Origin of the sequence: Leptospira idonii, from assembly GCF_004770995.1 — a bacterium.
GTDB classification, from domain to species: domain Bacteria; phylum Spirochaetota; class Leptospiria; order Leptospirales; family Leptospiraceae; genus Leptospira_A; species Leptospira_A idonii.
This window is the reverse complement of the sequence record NZ_RQHW01000047.1, coordinates 662,265-683,231: the sequence shown is the minus strand read 5'-3', so window position 1 is coordinate 683,231 and position 20,967 is coordinate 662,265. Positions and strand designations below refer to the sequence as shown.

Sequence of the window (20,967 nt, the reverse complement as noted above, 5' to 3'; positions counted from 1 at the left end):
GACCGAGACCATAGTTCCAATCATTTTTTAAAAACTTTCTTGCTAACTCATTTTATCTTTGCGATAAATTTGCTTTGAGTGGAGATCTTTTCTAGTATTCCTCGTTTCATCGAATTCGTTTCGGGAATGCCCGGCTGGGCGTTGTGGTTGTTTTTTGCCTTTTCCAATTTTTTGGAGAATGTATTTCCCCCTTGGCCGGGAGATAGTTTCACAGCCTTTTCCGGTTTTTTGGCCGCCCAGACTCATCCTGCCATTTCCTTATTTTCTGTGATCACTGCCAGTTTGACGGGAAACTGGTTGGGAGCTTTTCTTATGTTTCGATTCGGAGCAAGGGTATTGCAGTTTTTAAAGAAAACGAAATTGCCCTTTTTGAAAGCTTTGTATGAAGAAGAGTCTTTGGAAAAAACTTTCCACTGGTTTCGTAGAAATTCCATTTTAGTGGTCATTTTGTCCCGATTTTCCGCAGGGATTCGATTCTTCGTTTCTATCGTTGCGGGGATGGCCAAAATGAACATCATTCAATTTATGTTCCTTTACACGGTAGCCATTGTGCTGTGGTGCGGACTACTCATCGGGGGAGGGTTCAAACTGGGAAAAAATTGGAACCAAATTCTTGTTATATTATCGGTTTATAACAAAATTATTACTATTGCGATTGTGTTTTTTGCGGTCGTCTTTTGCATTTTTTATTATCTAAAGAAAAGAAGAACGAAGTTGACACCGTAATTTAGTTTGGTTAATTTTTTACCACCATGGCAAATTGGGGCTCCGTTTCTTTCGATTTCTACTCTTTTGGTTCGCTGATCGGCGTAATCTTCACTTTTTACAACGCACAACTCTTTCTTACAGTGAAAGAAAAATCCAAAGCTACGTATCTGCTTGGAATGGGAACTCTTTGGCTCGGTTTCTTTCACCTGGCCTATATGATCAATTTTTCCTTTATGGGCCCATCTTCCGCTTACCTTCGTTGGCTTGTCATCACTTCCGCTTTGATGGGTGCCACTTATCTTACCAGCTTCTTTCTCTCTTTTCCGGAAGAGTATTTTGTAAGAACCAGAAAGTATCTGTTCATCACGATGACTTCTTTCGTAGTGATCGTGACTTTATATTTTGTTTATATAAGTTTGAATGCGGGAAGGCTTTACTTCTTTTCAGGGCATTATTGGGATTTTCCGTTGCCTCAATTCTATAAATTCTATGCGCTGAACGTACTTTCCTTTTTTGCCATCTTTATCATTTCAGGAATCGTACAAATTGTCCGAACAACGAAGGATATGAAATTGGTTTTGGGAAGCATTCTCATGTCGTTCGCTTTCCTCACGATCGTTCCTGGAATTTTAAATGCACAGTCCAGAGACGGAGCCATTGACCGAGGGATCTATCAAACTTCTACGGATTTGTTTTTGGTGATCGGTCTTTTCGCATCCACAGTGATGTACATTAACAACACTAAGGATAAAACCACCATTCTTTCTCGCATCATAGGAATCTCCCTCGCTTGTTTCCTTCTTATCATTCAATTGGTGGCTTATGTTTCGATCCGCCAAACGGAAAAAAACTTCGATCTGGCAAATTACCAAAGAGCTAAAAATGCAGTCATCCAGCCGGGAGATTCTAAATCCGCATTTCATTTCACTTACGACCTAACAACAAACTCAGGTAAGTCCTTAAAAGACCCTGAAAAAAATTCATTTTCTCCCGCTTCTTATACTGCGGAATTTTGGAACGCTTGGTTGTACGAAAAAATCGTTTCCATCAAGGATTCCGATTCTTTGCAAAGAAGCCTTGAAACCTATTTGAAACAACTTCCTTCCGACAGTTTGGGTTATGCGGAGGAAATCCGTTATGCAGTGAGAGAAGAAAAAATCGCTACATCCTCCGATTTGATCGAATACATCGATTCCTTAAAAAGAAAGATATTATATACCAGAAATAAGTGGAGAGAAATTCTCCCTGCGGATGTGAAAACGAAAGGGAAGGCTCTTTTTACAATTGCAAACGGCCCTCTCAGCGGCTTTCACAAAACGGCCGTTTCTATCATAGATTCTTCTCTTCCGGAACAGGAAATTTGGAATCGAATCGAATTGTTACTTTCGCCTATTCCTCATACGGGAGAAAGAAATTACAGAGGGAAAGTCCGTTTCGAAGAGAATGCTCCCGAATTTCAGTTTTATATCAGTTATTTTGTGACCGATGAAAGCAGAAATCTGGTGCATGAAGTGGGTTTCCCGTACCAATCGTACAGAGACTTCCAACATGAAGTGGTGCTTCCTTGGATGTATGCGGGAATCGCTCTAGTTGTTTTGGTTGTTTTCGGCTTCCGTTTGTTTTTCTTGGGTGCACTGATTCGCCCCATCGAACAAATCATAGAAGGTTTGACCGAGGTGAATTCCGGGAATTTGGAATACAAACTCACCATTCATGTGGAAGATGATATCGGATTTATGGCTCGTTCTTTCAACAGAATGGTGCGTTCCATCCAAGCCGCCAGAAAAAGACTGCAACAATATGCAAATCAATTGGAACTAAAGGTTCAGGAAAGAACCAAAGAGTTGGAAAACACTTTGCAAGAAGTGCAGGCGCTCAAACACCAGCAAGACGGGGATTATTTCCTCACCTCTCTATTGTTACAACCTTTCTCTGCCAATCATGCGAACCACGACAATGTCCAGGTAGATTTTTTACTGGAACAAAAGAAAAAATTCACATTCCGTCAACATGAAAAAGAGATCGGAGGGGATTTAAACATCGCCAACCAAATCTCTCTCAATAACAAAACTTATACGGTCTTTTTGAATGCGGATGCTATGGGTAAATCCATGCAGGGAGCAGGAGGAGCTTTGGTTTTGGGTTCCGTGTTCGAATCTATCATCACTAGAACTCAACTTTCCAATGAAGCGAGAAGAACCTATCCGGAAAGATGGATCAAAAATACATTCATAGAATTGCATAAAGTTTTTGTGGGATTCGACGGTTCCATGCTTGTGTCCTTGGTGTTGGGACTCGTAGACAACGAAACAGGGCTTTTATATTTCATCAATGCGGAACATCCTTGGATCGTTTTGTATCGTGATGGGATCGCCAGTTTTATGGAAAACGAACTGATGTTCCGCAAACTGGGAACATCAGGGGTTGCAGGAGATATCTACATCCGAACCTTCCAATTGGAACCTGGAGATATCGTCATCGCCGGATCCGACGGAAGAGACGATTTACTCATCGCACATACGGATGATGGAAAAAGAATCATCAATGAAGATGAAAAACTTTTCCTAAAAGTCGTAGAGCGAGGGAAAGGTGATTTGGAAGTCATCTATGAAGAACTTCATAAAATAGGAAGTTTGACGGACGATTTGTCCTTACTCCGTGTATCTTTCGTGGAAGAGAGAGAAAAGGCAAGGATTGAAAAAGAGAAATTGAAAGAGATCCAAATTTTACTGACCAAAGCAAAACAAGCCTCCGATTCCCAAGATCTGCAAGAAGCAATTTCTTATCTCCAACAGGCAAATACTGTGGAAGAAAATATCCCCGAGATCAAAAAGAAATTCATCCAATTGTATCTGAAACTGAAGGACTACGGAAAGGCAAAAACCGTGGCGAGAGACTACAGCGAACTCAAACCGATGGATACGGAAATTATGTACATCACCGCTTTCTGTGCGAGAAAGGTAGCCGACCTCAAAACAGCAGTCGACTTCGGGGAAAGGGTTCGTTTGAGAGATCCGCATCATGTCAAAAATCTCATCAATTTGGGGCAAACCTATCTGGCGGAAAAAAATTATATCCGTGCGGAGATCATTCTCACTTCCGCGGTCGTTTTAGATCCTGATAATCCTAGTTTACTTCGACTTTTGGAACACATTCGGAAAAAACAAAGTAAACTGGAATCGGCAAGCTGAGTCTAATGTTTAAGTGACGAGTTTTACTTCCCCTTTATCTTTAGAGACCAGCTTTTTCGCCTTTTCTCCAGGAGAGTGGAACCGTTTGGTTCCTTCCGATTCCGTATTTCAGGAATGGGAATTTCTTTCCACCTTGGAATCTACCGGTTGTGTCGGAAAAAACGACTGGGTGATTCGCATCCTCCGTTTTCAAGAAAACGGAGAGTTGCTGGGAGTTCTTCCTTTCTACAAAAGATTCGATTCTTACGGAGAATACATCTTCGACTTCCAATGGGCCAACGCATTTCACCGTGCAGGCATTCCTTATTATCCTAAGTTTACCGCAGCTGTTCCTTTTACGCCTGTTACTGGGGCGCGCATATTGATATCTCCCTCTCTTTCGGAAGAGAAAAAAAAGGAAGTGATTCTTTCTCTTTTGTCCGCTTTGAAGGAATTGGGAAAAGAGGAAGGAGTTTCTTCCCTTCATGTTTTATTCTGTAAAGAAGATGAATTGAAGTTAGGTGAAAATGCAGGATACGTTCCCAGACTCAGTCATCAATACCACTGGTTCAACAGAGGGTTCGAAACTTTCGAGGATTATCTTTCCACTTTGGTAAAAGAAAGAAGAAAGACGATCCGACAGGAGAGAAAAAAGGTAAACTCTTTAGGGCTTACGATCGAAACCTTAACGGGAAATTCCATCGAAGAGAAACACCATTCCATTTTCTATCGATTCTACGAAGACACTCACTCCCGAAAATGGGGACAGGCTTATTTGAACCGAGCTTTCTTTCAAAAGATCTTTGAAGTGATGAAACATAGAATCCATCTGGTACTTGCCAGTGATGCATCCGGCAGACCCGTCGGAGGCAGTTTTAATTTTTGGAGAGACGACTATCTATTCGGTCGTTATTGGGGAGCTTTGGAGCAGATCCCCAACCTTCATTTCGAGTGTTGTTATTATCAGTTGATCGATTATGCAATTAAGAATAAAATGAAACGAGTGGAAGCGGGGGCTCAAGGGGAACATAAATTCCTCAGAGGATACGAAGCGGTTCCTATGCACAGTCTTCATTATATCTATCATGAATCGGGAAGTAAGGCGATTTATGATTATTTAGAGAGAGAAATCAAAATGGAAGAGCAAAACATTCAGGAATACAATTCCCATTCCCCCATCAAATCTCTCAGGGAGGGAACATAGATGGCTGGAAATAAAAAATTAACCCAAACGGAAGAAGATCTACTTCTTCTTGAGAAGGAAAAGATCCGCCCTAAAAAACCGGGAAGATACAAAGTCATTTTACTCAACGATGATTTCACTCCTCAGGAGTTCGTGGTTTGGGTTCTTGCCAATGTCTTTCGGAAATCCGTTGGAGAATCTCGTCAAATTATGTGGACGGCACATACCACAGGTTCTGCCGTCTGTGGAGTATATCCTTTGGACATTGCCAGAACCAAAGTGGAAGAAGTGCATCGTTTGGCGGAAGAAGCAGGACATCCTTTGCAGTGTCAGTTAGCGAAAGAAGAGGAGGGGGATATATGAATTTATCTAGTGATCTGGAGAAATCTCTCGAAACGGCAAAAAAAGAAGCTGAAAAATATCATCACGAATTCATTACCTTAGAACATGTATTATTTGCTTTGAGTTTCAATGAAAAAGCGAAAGAAGTCCTTTTGAATGTAGGATGTGATTTGGATCTTCTCAGAAAAGATCTGGAAAAATATTTCGAAGACGATCTGGCGACTATTTCCGTCCCTCATTTGAAACTTCAGCCCAGATACACCGTAGGAGTTCAGTTCGTCATCCAGTTTGCCGCATTCCATGTGCAAAACAACGGCAAAACGGAGATCGACGGAAATAATGTTTTAGTGGCTCTTTTTAGAGAAGAAGATTCACAGGCTTGTTATCTTCTCGCCAAACAAAACATCAATCGTTTGGATGTGATTCGTTTCATTTCCCACGGAATCAAAAAGAAAAAAGAAGAAGAGCCTTCCGGTTTTGAAGATGAGGACGATTCCGTTCCATCCGAAGAAGGTTCCAAATCCGCATTGGAAAAATTTTGCCTCAATCTCACTGAGAAGGCCCGGTCCGGCAAACTCGATCCTTGCATAGGAAGAGATGCGGAAATCGAAAGAACCATTCATATCCTTTCCAGAAGAAGAAAAAACAATCCTGTGTTTGTCGGAGAAGCGGGAGTGGGAAAAACCTCAATCGTGGAAGGACTTGCCCAAAGAGTTGTAGAAGGAAAGGTTCCTTCCAGTCTTTCTAAAATTGAAATTTATTCTTTGGATATGGGACTCATTATGGCGGGCACCAAATTCAGAGGAGAGTTCGAAGAACGATTAAAATCCATTCTGAAGGAAGTCGTAGGAGATCCTAATAAAATCATCTTTGTGGACGAAATTCATACCATCGTAGGAGCGGGTGCGGTTTCCGGGGGAAGTTTGGATGCTTCCAATTTGATGAAACCTGCTCTAGCCAATGGAGAACTCAAGTGTATCGGAACTACTACTTATAAGGAATACAAAAGCATATTCGAAAAAGATCATGCTCTTTCCAGAAGATTCCAAAAAATAGAAGTGGGAGAACCTTCTATTGAGGATGCGGTGAAGATCCTTCAGGGACTCAAACCTCGTTATGAAGATTTCCATGGGGTGAAATACAGCACCAAATCCCTGCAAGCTGCTGTAGAACTTTCTAATCTTCATATCAGAGACAGGCACCTTCCCGACAAAGCGATTGATTTGATGGATGAAGCAGGTGCTTTCGTCAAACTCAGGGACGAAAAAAAGGAGAATGCGAAAAGACAGGTGAGCACTCCTGAAATAGAAAGTCTCGTGGCGAAAATCGCAAAGATACCCGCTAAAACGGTCAAAACGGACGATAAGAAAAAACTGGAGTCCCTCGGTTCCGAAATGAAAACAGTCGTTTACGGACAAGACCACGCCATCGAACAAATTGTAGACGCAATTCTGTATTCTCGTTCCGGTTTGGGGGAAGAAGGCAAACCCATAGGAAGTTTCTTGTTCGTAGGTCCCACAGGTGTGGGTAAAACGGAAGTTGCGAAAACCTTGGCCGAAAAAATGGGGATCGAATTTCTTCGTTTCGATATGTCCGAATATATGGAAAAACATTCCGTATCCAGACTCATCGGTTCCCCTCCCGGTTATATCGGTCATGACCAAGGAGGGCAGTTGACGGATGCAATCGCCAAAACTCCTCATTGTGTTTTGCTTCTCGACGAAATCGAAAAGGCACATGAAGATATATACAATATACTTCTTCAGGTGATGGATCACGCCACTCTTACGGATAGCACAGGCAAAAAAGCGGATTTCAGGCAGGTTATTTTGATTTTGACTACGAATACAGGAGCCGCAGAAAGAACGAAACCCCTCTTGGGATTCGAACCGAGTTCTTATGATGATAGAAGCATGAAGGCGATAGAAAGAACCTTCACTCCTGAATTCAGAAACAGGCTCACCGCCATTGTGGAATTCAATTCCCTTTCTCTCTCCATCGTAGAAATGGTTGTGGAACGTATGTTCGGCACCTTACAGAAAAAAGCGAAGGCGAAAGGAATCCAACTTGATCTGTCTCCCGAAGCAAGAGTGTATTTGGCGGAAACCGGATACAATAAGGAAATGGGAGCAAGGCCGATCCAAAGGATCATCGATACGGAAATAGGAAAACCTCTTTCTAAGAAGATCCTTTTTGCGGAACAGGGCTCACCGCATTATATTGTGATTGTGGAAGAAGAAAACGGACGTAAAAAATTAAATTTAAAGTCCGTTTGATTTTTATTAAATGATCAACCTTGGAATACCTCATCTTCCTTTTGGAAGGTGAGAAAGCCGATCCCGAAACAAACAAGAGAAACTCCACAAAACACGTAAAATACGTGGTTGTATTGGATTTCGTTTTTATTGACCAGGTCGTAATAATAACGATTCGGTTCCAGATAGCCCCAGATCATGATGATGATAAGAAGGATTTGAGTGGAAAAGAACCAAATTCTCACCCATGAACTTTTCCAAAATCCCAAAAAGAAAAAATTAAAAAGACTCACTAGAATGAAAAAGAAATTCCATTTTGGCCCGATGTTCACCGATTCCGGAGAATCGAAAAACTGAACTTCATAACGAAACCAAGGAAGAGCACTTAAAACCAATTGGAAAAACAAAAGCAGAAAGAAGATTTTATCAAGAACGATCTTTTTGTTCCAAAACTGATACAGATACAACAAACCCGTTTTGGAAATATGAAACCATCCTAAAACAATCAAAGGAATGGATAGAATCGTAAACCGAAAGAATTCGGTGAAACCGTTGAGAATGGATGTGATCATTCGACCTCTACGGTCAATTCCAACTCTACACAGGCATCCAAGGGAAGAGAGGAAACTCCTATGGCAAACCGAGCATGTTTTCCTTTTTCTCCGAAAATGTTTCCGATGGTTTCTGAAGCACCGTTAGCAACTAAGTGTTGTTCTGTGAAGTTTGGTGTGGAAGCTACGAACACTCCCAACTTTACGATTTGTTTGATTCTATCCAAGGAATCAATATGGAGCAGAAGCGTGGCTAGTGCATTTAAGACAGCTTTCTGTGCTTCTTTCTGAGCCGTTTCCAGGCTTACATTATCGCCTAACTTTCCTTTGACTTCAATCACTCCTGCTACGGAGGGGAGTTGTCCCGAGGTAAGGATTAGGTTTCCCGTGCGGAGGGAGGGCTGGTACAAAGCCACTGCCTTGGGAATGGGAGGCAAAACTAGCCCCAAAGACTCAAGTTTAGAGGTGATTTCCATGTTTTTAGCATCTTTCGGGGTGGTTCTGGTTTGGCAAAAAATTTAAAATTCGGGAGAAAAAATCATTTTTTTCTTGCTTATTGGCAGTCTATCATGTAGAGTGCTGATTTAGTTGGCACTAAAAATGAGAGAGTGCTAAAGGAGAATCATGATGCTTTTTCGAATCCTAGACAACCCTACTAGAAACAACAGCTTCTGGAGAGACTTTGACCGTTTGAACGATGAGATCACAAAATCCATCTTGGACTCCCAGTTCGGAAATTCCGCCCGCAGTTTCCCTCCTGTAAACGTTTACACCAAGGAGGATGAAGCGCTTGTAGCAGCTTTGGTGCCTGGTCTGGAAGCGGATCAAATTGAAATCTCCGTAAAGGACAATCATCTGACCATCCAAGGTAGAAAAAAAGCGGAGGATTTAGCGGAAGGAACGGAAGTTCTGAGAAGAGAGATCTTTTCGGGAGAATTCCACCGCACTGTAGAACTTCCATTCCGAGTGAATCAGGATTTGGTGGTCGCTAAATATACAAACGGAGTTTTAAACATTCATCTTCCTAGAAGAGAAGAAGACAAACCTAAAAAAGTCACAATCACAAGAGGAGCATAATAGGAGTAAAACATGGTAGCAGCAACAGAAACAAAACAAGAATTAAGTGTAGGAGTTCCTACATCCGAAAAGAAAGAAACCGTGAAAGTTTACTCACCGAATGTGGACGTTCACGAGACAGCGGAATCTCTTCTCTTTTTCGTAGAGATGCCGGGCGTAGATCCTTCTTCGGTGGATGTTACCATCGAAAAGAACCAACTGACCATCGAAGGTAAGTTTGTGGAAGGAATTGTGGAGACGGGAAAACCTCTCTTTCAAGAATTCAAAGAAGGAAACTACTTCAGAAAGTTCACAATCGGAAAAACGATCGATTCAGAGAATGTGAAGGCGGTAGTGAAAAACGGATTTTTGGAACTTGTGATCCCTAAACTGGAACCAAAGAAGAAGAAAATAGACATTCAATAAGAGAAAAAAAACATCTATCCAGAACGAAGAGTGGGCTCCTGAAAAGGGAGCCCTTTTTTTACGGCTGTAAAATGGATTTTAATTCTTTAAGCAGGGAATTGTTTTCTTCTTCGGTTCCGATGGAAATTCTTACATAATCTTTGGAGATTCCTGTAGAAAAATAACGAACCAGAATGTTTTTATCCTTCAAAGTTTTATAGATTGCTTCCGGGGAAATTCCTTGTTTCGGTTTGCAAAAAATAAAGTTAGCCGAACTTTCCGGGATGGAAAAACCCAATTTTCCTAGTTCCTCCGTCAGCCTTTTTCTTTCGGAAACAACCAAACCCAGACATTTTTGAAAATAGTCTTCGTCTTCCCAAGCAGTCAAAGCGATCCTTTGATCCAAAATACCCACGTTATACGAATCTTTGAGTTTTCGGATGAGATCGATAAGTTTACTTTCTCCTGCGATGAAACCTACCCGCAGACCGGCCAAGGAATAAGATTTCGAAAAGGTTCTGGATACGATCAGATTGGGATGATTTTGAATTTCAGTGATCAAACTTTGATTCGGTTTGGCAAAATCGATGTAAGCTTCATCCGACAAAACCACACCTTCGAAATTTCGAATCAAATCGAGAAGTTTGTTTTTATCTTCCAGAATCCCCGTAGGAGCGTTCGGATGAGCAAAACAAAGTAGTTTTCCTTTTTCTTTTTTTAGGGACTCGAAATCGAAATGAAGGTCGGAAAGGAGAGGGATCTTTTTATAGGTCACACCTAACATTACTTCTTCGGATAAAACCGGGTAGAAGGAGTAGGTAGGATCCGGCGCGACCACAGTGTCTTTAGGAGAAAGAAGTGCGTAAAATAAAAGACGAAGCGCCTCATCGGAACCATTCGTGACCAGGATTTGGTCCGGTTTGAGTCCGTATCTTTTTGCAATCGAATTTTGAAGTTCCGCAGAATGGTAGTTCGGATACTTTCTCAGAACTCCTTTGGAAAGAATTTCCCGTATCGACTCTTCTATTTTAGGAGAAGGAGGATACGGATTTTCATTCGTATTGAGTTTTATTACGGATTCACCTAACCCTGGTTGTTCTCCCGGAACATAGGGCTGGAATTCGATCACTTCTTTTCGTATGAGCTGCAGCGGATCTATCATCTTATAGCCTGTTCAGTGCATTGATGTAAGCCTTTGCACAAGCTTCTATGATGTCAGTAGAATCTCCCTTTCCAACGACTCTTTTTTCTTCGTATTCTATGGTAACGGAAGCTTCTGCCATTGCATCTGTTCCTTCCGTAACAGGGGAGATCACCAAACGGGATAAAAGCGGATAAATTCCGGTGATTTTATCGATCGCTTTGAAGATACTGTCTACCGGTCCGTCTCCTTCCGCATTGGCTTCCTTTTTTTCTTGGTTCACTTTGAGAGTGAGTCTGGAAGAGGGAGTTTTTCCGGAACCTGTTGTTTGTTCGAAAGAAACTAGTTCGTATTTTTCTTCCACTTGGGTCTTTCTCGTTTCGGATTGAAAAAGAGCCGCAATGTCTTCGTCGAAGACTTCCTTTTTTTTGTCTGCGATCTCCAAAAATCTTTGGTATGCATTGTCCACTTCCTCAGGTTTCGGGTCGAAACCTAAGCGGATGATCCTATCTTTAAACCCTGCGCGGCCTGAGTGTCTTCCTAGAACCATTCGATTGGATTTGAGCCCCACGGATTCCGGAGTCATAATTTCGTAAGTTTGTCTATTTTTAATCACTCCATCCTGGTGGATTCCTGATTCGTGTGCGAATGCATTCGCTCCCACAATTGCTTTGTTAGGTTGAACTACCATGCCGGTGATTGTTTTGACCAGATAGGATGCTCTAGAGATCAAAGTGGAATCGATTTTGGTTTCAACTCCGAATTTGTCTTTTCTTGTACGAAGTGCCATCACCACTTCTTCCATGGCGGTGTTTCCCGCTCTTTCTCCGATTCCATTGATGGTACATTCGATCTGTCTTCCGCCTGCAAGAACGGTTGCCAAAGAGTTCGCCACCGCCAAACCCAAGTCATTGTGACAGTGTGCACTGAAGATGGTTTTGTCGGCACCTTTCACTTTGGTTTTTAAAAATTGGAACAGTTCCAGGTATTCTTGAGGAGTCGTATAACCTACGGTATCCGGAATGTTGATGGTAGTGGCGCCTTCTTCGATGACAGCTTCTACCAGTTCTCTCAAAAATTCCCATTCGGAACGAGTGGCGTCTTCCGGGGAAAACTCTACGTCTTCCACAAAACCTCTCGCCATTCGAACCGCTTCTCTTGCCATCGCCAAAACTTCGCTAGGTGATTTGCCGAGTTTGTGTTTCATATGAATGGGGGAAGATGCGATGAAAGTATGAATTCTTTTTTTTGCGGCAGGTTTCAATGCATCTCTGGCCGCTTCCAGATCGGGGCGGAGGGATCGGGCGAGCCCGCAGATGATCGGGCCTTCCACTTCTCTGGCGATTCTTTCTACTGCTTTGAATTGTACGGGAGAAGAAACAGGGAAACCTGCTTCAATGATATCTACCTTCATTTTTGCCAAATGGAGAGCGATTTCCACTTTTTCGTCTTCGCTCATGGCAGCGCCTGGGCATTGTTCTCCGTCTCGGAGGGTGGTATCAAATATGCGAACGTAATCTTCCATCTCTTTCCAGATCACTACCTAGAAGTCCTTTGTCAAGGAGTTAGGAATCCATTCGACCCATTCCTGCCGTGAGGAATCGATTTGCCGGGTGAGTTCTTCCCCTGGATTCCAAAAAGGATGTAAGTAGGCTCCTGTCACCCAAAGATAAGGACGTTTGCGAGCATCCACAGGAAGGGGTTTGAGTTTTCCTTCGCTCCAAAACCTAAGAGGTTTTTCGTGGGAATAGTCGGTGATTAGAATTTTTCCCCGGCTTCTGCCTTCCCATTCTTTGGCTAAAAACAATGCTTTGTTTCTCGGCAGTTCTTTATCCCAGAACATGGAATACAAAAACACTAAATAGAAGCAGGTGATCGATAGAAAAAGAAAGGAGGAAAGGGATGTTCCCAGTCTTTTGAAAAAAGTAAAAGAAAGAGTGTTATAAATTCCGAATGCGAAAAAACAAAGTATCGAAGGAGTGAGATAACGAACGGGAAATGGATGTTGGTATAAAAATCTTCCGATCAGCCCCGTAAAACAAACACTATAGAGAGTCAGAAATAGGAAAAAAGATTTTTCCTTCGTAGGGAGGTATAAGTTCTTCTTTTTTCGAAAAAGAAGAAGTAAAAGAAAGAGGATTGCCTGAAAGTAATACCCCGTCTGGGAAATAAATAGTTTCAAAAAATCGTAATAATAATGAATTCCTAAAAAAAATATTTTGGATACAGGAATAGATAGAATTCTTGCGGATAGATCTCCGAAAGAATCGGGGATAAGGAAATAAGCTTTTGTCCGAATTTGTAAAATTTCTCCTAAAAAGATGGCAGTAATACAAAGAAAAAAATAATAGAGTTTGTTTCTTTTTTTTAAAAGAAACAAGGAAGATAAAAGAGGTAGAACCAAAACCAAAAGCAGATATCTGTCGGAGCCATAAAACAATCCTAAGCTGATGCATGCGACAAACGTGAAAAAATAGTTTCTGCGATAAGAGGTAAGTGAAAATAAAACTAAAATGGAAAGGATAAATCCTGTTATGTGGTGTCCGTTTGTGAGTAAAATTCCCACTGGGTTTTTCTTTTCTCCGTCGAAAAAGAAAAGAGATGAAACCAGTAAAAACAGAAATCCGAAAATGCTGAGACCTAAAATCGCTTTTTTCTTTCCTAAATGCTTTTTATAGAATAAGTAAACAGTCGTTTGTAAAAGAAAAAAGACCAAACAACCGTAGATGCTGGGAAGATACAAAAACGGAAAAACACGCTCTAATAAAAATAAAAACAAACCGTCCGGGAAAAAATAAGAGGAAGGAGGCAGATGCCAATGAGAAACGGAACTTCCTAAGTCCCTGATAAAGAGAGGCAAATAAAGATTATCAGGATGATAGACGTAAGAGAAATAAACGGTTTCTGCCGCAAGAAAGGAAATAAAAAATCCCAATAAAAAATTTAGAAGAAGTAAAAATCGAATCTGCATCGTAAGAAGGCTGCCGATTCATTTCCTGATTTCGAAATTAGATTTCTATACAAATTTAAGAGTTTTTCTAAATTTTGTTTATGCAAAAGTTTTATTCCGTGAATTTACACGGAGGAGAAGATACTGCAAAGGCCGCCGAATTTTACAAACAATTGTTTGGTTGGCAGGAGGGGACTTTGAGTGAGGGGCACTCCGAACTCTGGGCAAACGATTCCCTTCGCATCGTTTTTTCCAGACCTACAAAAAATTGTCCCGTTTCTCCTGGTACCATCACTATGGAGTTTTACGATCTCCCTGATTTTTCGAAATCGGGGCTTGTGCGGGAAGAGGGAACTGGAAATTCCTCTTCCTACCTTTCCTATTTAGATCCTTGGAAAAACCGTATCTGGGTTTACGTTCGTTAAAGTGTCAGAAAAAAATTTACAAACCGTCTCTTCGGAAAAATTTAATCTATGCTCTTTCCCTTTAATTATGGGAATGGATGAAGTAAGCGGGTAAATTTTTAGATGAAATTTTTTTCCTTTCTTTCCCTTTCTGGAAATGTTAAGTTTTGGTCTTTTGTTTTCTTTTGTTTTTTACTTTCTCTCCCCATTTTAGGGGAGGATGAAAAAAGTCCGGTTCCTCTTTCCATTTCCGACCGGAAAGGAAGATGGAACATCCAATGGGGTTATAACCGTTCTTCCTATACCCAAAGCGATATCAATTTTCGGGGACCTGGTTACCATTATACGATGAAGTCGGTGGATGCCAAAGACAAACCTGAAAAATTCAATCCTTCCGTTTATTTCGATCCTACCAAGTTCGAAATCCCTCAATACAACATCAAATTCACCTACTTTTTCTCGGATCGTTTTTTCCTTTCTTTCGGCCAAGATCATATGAAGTATGTGGTCTCGCAGGGCCAGTCAGTCAATTACGCCGGTTATATCGATCCTCTCGTTGTGGCCAAAAATCAGTTGGCGATTTCCATGGAAGCACTTCCTTTCATCTATTTATTTCCTGAGCATGTGGCGCAGATGGCAGGTTATCACGGAGGGGAACAAACGATACAACTCACTCCTGACATACTTAAATTCGAACATACGGACGGATTGAACCTTTTGTTCGTAGACTTCGGAACCATCACTCCTCTTTGGACTGCGGAAGACGGGCTAAGCGGGCTCAGTTTGATTTCTTCTATCGGTGCAGGTGCGGTAGTGTGTAGAAGCGATGTGAGGATGATGGGAAAGGGGCAGAACAATAACTTTCATCTTTCCGGTTACGGAGTGTCCGGTTATGTGGCGGGAAGATACGACTTTAACCGAACCTACTTCTTGGAGTTAGGTGCTAAGGGCGGATATATCGATTTGACGAATATACTTACCACGGGAGGCTCCAATCGTGCCTCTCAGAATTTCGGATTTTTAGAACTCGTTTTTTCCGGCGGTGTGTCGATTTAAAACGGCTTCATTTTTCCAGATAAGAAAGAAGCAGATCCGGCCTGTCCGTGATGATTCCGTCGACCCCTGCTTCTTTCAAGCGGATCCAATCCGCTTCTTCATTCGCAGTATAAGGAATCACCAGATAACCTTCCTTATGAAGTTGGCTGATCCATTCTTTTGTGACGGATCTATGATTCGGTAAAATCAAATCTGGTTCCGAGACTTTCCAATCTTCCTCTTTCCAAACGGAATCCAATAATTGTCCTCGTAAAAGAGAAGGGTTTTTCTCTTTTACTTTTCCCAATAAAAAAGAATCGAAAGAAGATATAAAAACCCTATTTTCTATTTTTAATTCTTTCAAAAGAGGGATGAGAGCTTCTGCCAAACGGATTCTTTCTTTTTCCTCTCCTTCCGATTTGACCTCTATATCGAAAATGCAGTTTGAAGGCATTTTTTCAAATAACTCACGTAAGCTGGGAATGGATTCTCCTACGAATTCCTCCGAAAAAAAAGCGCCTGCATCCAAACTTTGGATTTCCTCAAGACTTAGGTCGGACACTCTTCCTTTGCCGTTCGTAGTGCGGTCTACCGTTTCGTCGTGGATCACTACCAGTTCTCCACTGCCGCATAACATTGTATCCAGTTCGAAATAGGGAGTGAAACGATTGGCGATTTGAAAAGAGACCAATGTATTTTCCGGAGCCAGCCCTCTGGTTCCCCTATGCCCCATATTGATAAATTTATTTCCCAAAAGGGAGCGGATGGATTCGGTTCTAGGTTTCCAGTTCACTTCTTTAACCCGGTTGTATTGTGGTTTCTTTGCCTTCTTCCATGGCAAGAGAAGCTAGTTTTTCTTTCAGTTCTACACCTAGATACTTGTCGATATAGTTGTGGATCAAATAAAGAAGAGGAGTAATCAAAATCGCTACCGCCATTTTATAGAGAAAGTTGGTGTTGGAGATGGAAACCAACTGACCTAAGGAATGGGTCTTCCAAAGAACTATAAAAATCACCACATAAGAATCGATAAGTTGTGATAAAATTGTGGAACCTGTGGCACGGAGCCAGATATGTTTTCCTGCCGTTTTCTTTCGCAGGATATGAAACACTTGGATGTCCACCAATTGGCCGATGAGATAGGCGATGACGGATCCTGTGATCACTAATCCTGAGTTTGCAAAAACGGAATTGAACGCTTCGTCAAGGACGGGAGAATCCGGGCTTGCTGGAATTTGGATGTCGATCACGATCAGAACATAGGCCAAACTGATCATCGCCATTCCGATGACAGTAGTGGCTCTTACGATTTTTCTTCCGAAATATTCATTTAACAGATCGGTAATGATAAACGTTACCGGAAAGGGAATGACCCCCATCGTCATTGTGAATCCGAATGCCACAAAGAGTTTGCTTCCTGTTAGCTCCGCCATCAAGAGAAAGGTTAGAAACAAAGATAATAAAACTACGTAAAGAATTACCGGTTTTTGGTTGAGATAGGTCATTTCTGAAAATCCTAAGTTGGAAAAAAATTTACGCTAGGAGAGCGCCCCCGTCTCAAAATTATGGACAGAGCGATCAAGACCCAAGTTCGCATTTTCTTCTCTATTCTTTTTTTCAATGAATCGATATATAAAACAAGTATAAACTCTATGTCCGAACAACAACCTGAATCCAAATCGAAATTACCCAAACTTTCCGCAAAGGCGAAATATACATTCCTGTTTGCTTCTTGGGTGTTTTTATCCGCTTTTTCCTTTTATCTCGGAATGAATCTAATGGGAAAAGAGGCTCCGGCCAGCTTAACCCTAAAAAATACTCCTCCATCTACGGTAGAGGAAACCGCATCCGAAGAAACCACTCTCTCAACAGAAAACGGAGAAACCCCTTCGGAAACAAAAGCAGAAGAATCCAAATCTGTTTTGGAAGAATCTTCTTCCGAAAATTTAATCCCTTCCGATTTTGCTGCAGAAGAAAATCCTTCTTTTCGCGCTTCCGCCTGGTCGACCGATTGGTCCGCCATGAAAAAAACGGTTCATTTGTACAATGAGATTCATCCTTTTATCTACGTGATGAAGGGGGGACTTTCCAATAACGGAGAGTTGATTTCTTCCTGGTCTTCCACTTCCAGAAAGGAAAGAGTGCAAGAGCTAAGAGCTTTGAATCCTAAAGTGAAAATCATTCCTACCATCTTTCGTTGGGAAAATCCGAAAGAAAAGATTCAGGAAAACATAGGAATGGGCGGACGCAACGACATCCGAGACAAACACATTCAGATCATTGTGAATGAAGTGGAAACTTACGGTTACGACGGAATCGATATCGATTACGAAGGAATGAGCTGCGACAAAAAGGAAAAGTTCGAAGAGTTTTTCGTCCTTCTCGCCAAAGAGATCCATAAAAAAGGGAAATTAATTTCAGTTGCAGTGCATCCTAAAACTCCTGCGGAAAAGAAAAAAGACCTCAATTGCAAAGGTCTTTCCAAACCGATTCATTTGGACTTCCGCGAAAATTGGAGAGGACCGACAACTCACGATTATGCGTTCTTGGCAAAACATGCGGATAGAGTGAAGATCATGGCTTATGAACTTCATCCTAGAAAGTATCACAACCCCGGTCCTGGTCCTCAGGCTCCCAATGTTTGGTTGAAAGACATCATTGCTTATGCTAAAAAAAGAGTTCCTACGCATAAACTGTATATGGCGATCCCTACTTACGGTTACGATTGGGCTTTGAATTGTAAAGCTTCCGCCAAAGCAGTGTATCATTCCGACGTTTTGAGAATCAAAGGCGGCACTCATAAAAAACATCAGCCTACGGATATCAATCAAATCATCGCATCCGAAAACAAAGTGGCAAATTGGAGAAATCTTTCCAAGTTTTCCGACATCCATAAAAACAGAGCTTATGAAGATCCTACGCTTTGGTATTCCAGCGGTGGATGTGATAGAGTCGCTTTTTACATGAACAGAAAAGCCTTCGAAGAAAAAATGAACCTTCTTCGTAAATTCGACTTAGGCGGCTTTTCCTTTTGGCAGCTTGTTACTGACAACGATCCTGAAATCAACGACTACTTGAGTCTTCTCGTGCAAGGCAAACTCCCTCCCGTACAAAAGGTGAGTGATAAGGAATTGGAAGAGATGTTGAACCCTCCTAAAAAAGTAGAAGAAGTTAAGGAACTGAAAGTAAGCAAAACGAAAGATAAATCGAACAAAAAACAATTGTAATATGAAGCCTCCCGCTCTCATCACGGAAGATGTCCTTTCATTGGGACAGATTTTAAGAGAGGGAGGTTTGGTCGTGTTTCCAACGGAGACAGTTTACGGAATCGGGGCATCGAGTCTTAATTTCGAATCTTGTCTTCGTATCTATCAAATCAAAAACAGACCGAGCGATAATCCTTTGATTGCTCATTTTTCCGAAATCGAAGAGATCGATCGGTACTGCATCCTAACTTCGGAAGCAAGATCCCTCTTGGAAAAATTCTCTCCAGGACCCATCAGCCTGGTATTAAATCAAAAAGGAAATTCCCTTTTTCCTCCCGACCGCAAAACCATAGCAGTACGAATTCCTTCTCATGAAAAAGCAAGGGAACTGATCCGCGCTTCCGGTTCTCCCATATCCGCCCCTTCCGCAAATATTTCCGGTAAACCTTCGTTAACCAGAAGAAAGGATGTGATCGATACATTTCAATTTTCAGTGGAAGGAATTCTTTTAGGAGAAGATCCAGAGATAGGAATCGAATCTACAGTTGTGGATATGACCGGAAATCCTCCCGTTCTTTTGCGGCCAGGGAAAATCCGTGCGGAGGAGATAAAGCAGTTGATTCCCGATTTGGTTCTTCCTTCTTCCGTTTCGGAAAATGTTCTTCCCCAAAGTCCGGGAATGAAATACAGACATTATTCTCCTGAGGCGGAGGTGAGGATCGTATCCGATACCGAATTTGAGAGTTCACTTCGTAATGCGAATGAAACGCAAGGTTTAACGTTTGAAGGAAAAAAGACCGCTTGGATCGGATTTTCGTTTTCCAAGCTTCATTCCGAAGACGTAATTCTTTCCTCTAACGAAGAGTATATGAAAGAACTGTATGCTTTTTTTGTGGAAGCGGATAAAAGAAATATTGAGCTTTGTTTATGCCAAGAGCCAAAAAAGGACGGCCATTATCTTTCTTTGATGAACCGCTTGGAAAAAGCGGCCAGCAAAAGATAAAAAACGTTCTTAGTTCTTTCTGTTATTCCAATTAATTTTAATATTCGAATAATACAGAGGTCTTTCCGACATTTCCTTTAAAAAGAGAATTTCTTTCGGTAAAAAAGTTTTCATCATCTGTTTCAAACCGAATCCTTTTAGGAAGGGAATTTCCGAACGGAAATTGTATTCTGGAAGTTCGTAACTGATCATGAACTTATCTTTAGGGAAATTATTTTTGATGGTTTGTAACACATCCAAAATCCCTCCCAAAGAATCGACGATTTTGTTTTCCGTTTTGGGAAGATACACTCTTCCTCCTCCCCATTTCGTTTTCAATTGATCCAAGGGAATCTTTCTTCCTTCGCTGACTCTTGCATAAAACTGAGATTCTATTCTGGCAATTTCTTTCTGCAGGAACCCGACGGATTCTTTTTTTAAAGGGGTGTATTCGGAAAGAATCTCCCTAAAAGGATAAAAACCTACCGTTTCTTTTTGCACCTTAGCTTTGTTATATAATTTTTTTAAATTGGCTCTGACCATCACGGCTCCTATGGAGCCTGTAATACAAACGGGAGAGGATGTGATTGTTTCTGCCGCAGAAGCGATGTAGTATCCTCCTGAAGCGGCAGTGTCTTTAAAGTAAACGAAGACTGGTTTTTCTTTTTTTAATTCTGAAATTTCTCTGTGGATGAGTTCGGAATGAAATGCGGATCCGCCTGGGGAATTGATTTCCAAAACGACTACATGTACGTTTTTATCTTCTTTCAGTTCTTTTAAGAGGGAGATGGTAGGATAGGCTTCTATTTTACCTGCTTCTCTTTCTTTCCCTGAATACTCACCCGAAGAGATTCCTCCTTCCAAAGGAAGTATGGCGATGTTCTTTTTTCTTTTGGAAACGAACTTAAAGTCTTCTATTCTTTGAATCAAATAAGAATGATTAGGTGAAAGTGCTTTTTCTTCTTCCGGGAAAAATTCTTTTTCCGATCTAATGGAATCTAGAAAACCAGCTTCCTTCAAACTTTCTGCGGTAAGTATGGGTTTGTAGAAGGTTTCTTTTTTGAATTTCCCCTTTTCGGTTAACGCATCTAAGATGATGTTTTGGAGATCTAAAATCAGGTCTTCTATGTTTTTTTTGGCTTCTTTCGAAAAACCGGTTCGGGTGAATGTTTCTGCAAAGGATTTATAAGGACCACTCGCATAAGCTTCCACTTCCACTCCTAAATGTTTCAAGAGTCCTCCGTAAAAGGAGGATTCTGCGGAAGGAAGTTGGATGTGAAATTCAGCTTCTTTGTCTGCGGATCTTTCGTTGCTTGCGGACATAAGAAGTAAGGTTCCCAAACCACCTTCCTGAGCATAAGATTCGATTCGAATTCCTTGTTCTTTCAGTTTGATCAGTTCTTCTTTCACTTCCCAAAACTCGGAAAGACTCCAATCCATAGGAGGCAGAAATATCTTTAGGGTTTTGAGTTGTTTGATTTTTCCTAAGGATCGTAAGACAAGAAGGAAATCGAGTCGAGTCATCGAACTTTGTTTTCCTTGGAATTTTCTGACAAAAAAGGATTTATGAGAGGTTTCG

Annotated in this window: 19 protein-coding genes; 11 read left to right on the top strand and 8 right to left on the bottom strand. The window is 41.4% G+C overall.

The features are described from left to right. The first annotated feature begins 78 nt into the window (after window positions 1-78). From EHS15_RS15175 to clpA, 5 genes are read left to right on the top strand one after another with little or no spacing between them, the layout of a single operon-like run. On the top strand, window positions 79-726 hold the full coding sequence (locus EHS15_RS15175) for a DedA family protein (protein WP_246052190.1): 648 nt from the start codon (window positions 79-81) through the stop codon (window positions 724-726). A 26-nt stretch (window positions 727-752) separates the two neighbouring features. Then, window positions 753-3,899, top strand: a complete 3,147-nt coding sequence (locus EHS15_RS15170) for a SpoIIE family protein phosphatase (protein WP_135761391.1) — start codon at window positions 753-755, stop codon at window positions 3,897-3,899. Window positions 3,900-3,912: 13 nt separating this feature from the next. Next, on the top strand, window positions 3,913-5,082 hold the full coding sequence (locus EHS15_RS15165; RefSeq protein ID WP_135761390.1) for a GNAT family N-acetyltransferase: 1,170 nt from the start codon (window positions 3,913-3,915) through the stop codon (window positions 5,080-5,082). After that, window positions 5,083-5,424: an ATP-dependent Clp protease adaptor ClpS gene (locus EHS15_RS15160; protein WP_135761389.1), complete on the top strand. Its 342-nt coding sequence runs from the start codon at window positions 5,083-5,085 to the stop codon at window positions 5,422-5,424. Beyond that, a complete protein-coding gene (gene clpA / locus EHS15_RS15155; protein WP_135761388.1) occupies window positions 5,421-7,679 on the top strand; it encodes an ATP-dependent Clp protease ATP-binding subunit ClpA in 2,259 nt (752 codons plus the stop codon). The genes EHS15_RS15160 and clpA overlap by 4 nt, the downstream gene beginning before the upstream one ends. A 14-nt stretch (window positions 7,680-7,693) precedes the next feature. Here the strand turns inward: clpA and EHS15_RS15150 are convergent, their stop codons facing one another. Then, window positions 7,694-8,230 carry a hypothetical protein gene (locus tag EHS15_RS15150; RefSeq protein ID WP_135761387.1) on the bottom strand — a complete coding sequence of 179 codons (537 nt, stop codon included), beginning with the start codon at window positions 8,228-8,230 and terminating at the stop codon, window positions 7,694-7,696. Further along, a complete protein-coding gene (locus tag EHS15_RS15145) occupies window positions 8,227-8,685 on the bottom strand; it encodes a RidA family protein (protein ID WP_135761386.1) in 459 nt (152 codons plus the stop codon). The genes EHS15_RS15150 and EHS15_RS15145 overlap by 4 nt, the downstream gene beginning before the upstream one ends. 148 nt (window positions 8,686-8,833) lie before the next feature. Between EHS15_RS15145 and EHS15_RS15140 the strand changes: the two genes are divergently transcribed. Together EHS15_RS15140 and EHS15_RS15135 are read left to right on the top strand one after the other, a co-directional pair. After that, complete coding sequence (locus tag EHS15_RS15140; protein ID WP_246052187.1) at window positions 8,834-9,286, top strand: Hsp20/alpha crystallin family protein; 453 nt, start codon at window positions 8,834-8,836, stop codon at window positions 9,284-9,286. 12 nt (window positions 9,287-9,298) lie between these two features. Further along, window positions 9,299-9,691 carry an Hsp20/alpha crystallin family protein gene (locus tag EHS15_RS15135; protein WP_135761385.1) on the top strand — a complete coding sequence of 131 codons (393 nt, stop codon included), beginning with the start codon at window positions 9,299-9,301 and terminating at the stop codon, window positions 9,689-9,691. Window positions 9,692-9,749: 58 nt separating this feature from the next. On the opposite strand, the gene hisC is transcribed toward EHS15_RS15135, so the two are convergent. From hisC to EHS15_RS15120, 3 genes are read right to left on the bottom strand one after another with little or no spacing between them, the layout of a single operon-like run. Further along, complete coding sequence (hisC, locus tag EHS15_RS15130; protein WP_135761384.1) at window positions 9,750-10,832, bottom strand: histidinol-phosphate transaminase; 1,083 nt, start codon at window positions 10,830-10,832, stop codon at window positions 9,750-9,752. Window position 10,833: 1 nt separating this feature from the next. Next, the gene (locus EHS15_RS15125) at window positions 10,834-12,336 is read right to left on the bottom strand and encodes a 2-isopropylmalate synthase (RefSeq protein ID WP_135761508.1); all 1,503 of its coding nucleotides are present in this window, start codon (window positions 12,334-12,336) and stop codon (window positions 10,834-10,836) included. Window positions 12,337-12,354: 18 nt separating this feature from the next. Next, window positions 12,355-13,782, bottom strand: coding sequence for a hypothetical protein (locus tag EHS15_RS15120; protein ID WP_135761383.1), 1,428 nt, complete (start codon window positions 13,780-13,782; stop codon window positions 12,355-12,357). A gap of 80 nt (window positions 13,783-13,862) precedes the next feature. On the opposite strand from EHS15_RS15120, the gene EHS15_RS15115 reads away from it, so the two are divergent. Together EHS15_RS15115 and EHS15_RS15110 are read left to right on the top strand one after the other, a co-directional pair. Then, entirely contained in the window at window positions 13,863-14,186 is a 324-nt protein-coding gene (locus EHS15_RS15115; RefSeq protein ID WP_135761382.1) for a hypothetical protein, read from the top strand. Between the two features lie 102 nt (window positions 14,187-14,288). Continuing rightward, window positions 14,289-15,221 carry a hypothetical protein gene (locus tag EHS15_RS15110; RefSeq protein ID WP_135761381.1) on the top strand — a complete coding sequence of 311 codons (933 nt, stop codon included), beginning with the start codon at window positions 14,289-14,291 and terminating at the stop codon, window positions 15,219-15,221. 7 nt (window positions 15,222-15,228) lie between these two features. Here the strand turns inward: EHS15_RS15110 and EHS15_RS15105 are convergent, their stop codons facing one another. Both EHS15_RS15105 and EHS15_RS15100 read right to left on the bottom strand, forming a co-directional pair. Further along, window positions 15,229-15,993, bottom strand: a complete 765-nt coding sequence (locus EHS15_RS15105) for a glycerophosphodiester phosphodiesterase (protein WP_246052186.1) — start codon at window positions 15,991-15,993, stop codon at window positions 15,229-15,231. A 4-nt stretch (window positions 15,994-15,997) separates the two neighbouring features. Next, complete coding sequence (locus EHS15_RS15100; protein WP_135761380.1) at window positions 15,998-16,705, bottom strand: queuosine precursor transporter; 708 nt, start codon at window positions 16,703-16,705, stop codon at window positions 15,998-16,000. Between the two features lie 147 nt (window positions 16,706-16,852). Between EHS15_RS15100 and EHS15_RS15095 the strand changes: the two genes are divergently transcribed. Together EHS15_RS15095 and EHS15_RS15090 are read left to right on the top strand one after the other, a co-directional pair. Continuing rightward, window positions 16,853-18,427: a glycosyl hydrolase family 18 protein gene (locus EHS15_RS15095; RefSeq protein ID WP_135761379.1), complete on the top strand. Its 1,575-nt coding sequence runs from the start codon at window positions 16,853-16,855 to the stop codon at window positions 18,425-18,427. Window position 18,428: 1 nt separating this feature from the next. Beyond that, window positions 18,429-19,409 (top strand): L-threonylcarbamoyladenylate synthase, encoded by a 981-nt coding sequence (locus EHS15_RS15090; RefSeq protein ID WP_135761378.1) that lies wholly within the window; start codon window positions 18,429-18,431, stop codon window positions 19,407-19,409. Between the two features lie 9 nt (window positions 19,410-19,418). On the opposite strand, the gene EHS15_RS15085 is transcribed toward EHS15_RS15090, so the two are convergent. After that, window positions 19,419-20,912 carry a S49 family peptidase gene (locus EHS15_RS15085; RefSeq protein WP_246052182.1) on the bottom strand — a complete coding sequence of 498 codons (1,494 nt, stop codon included), beginning with the start codon at window positions 20,910-20,912 and terminating at the stop codon, window positions 19,419-19,421. Window positions 20,913-20,967: the final 55 nt, after the last annotated feature.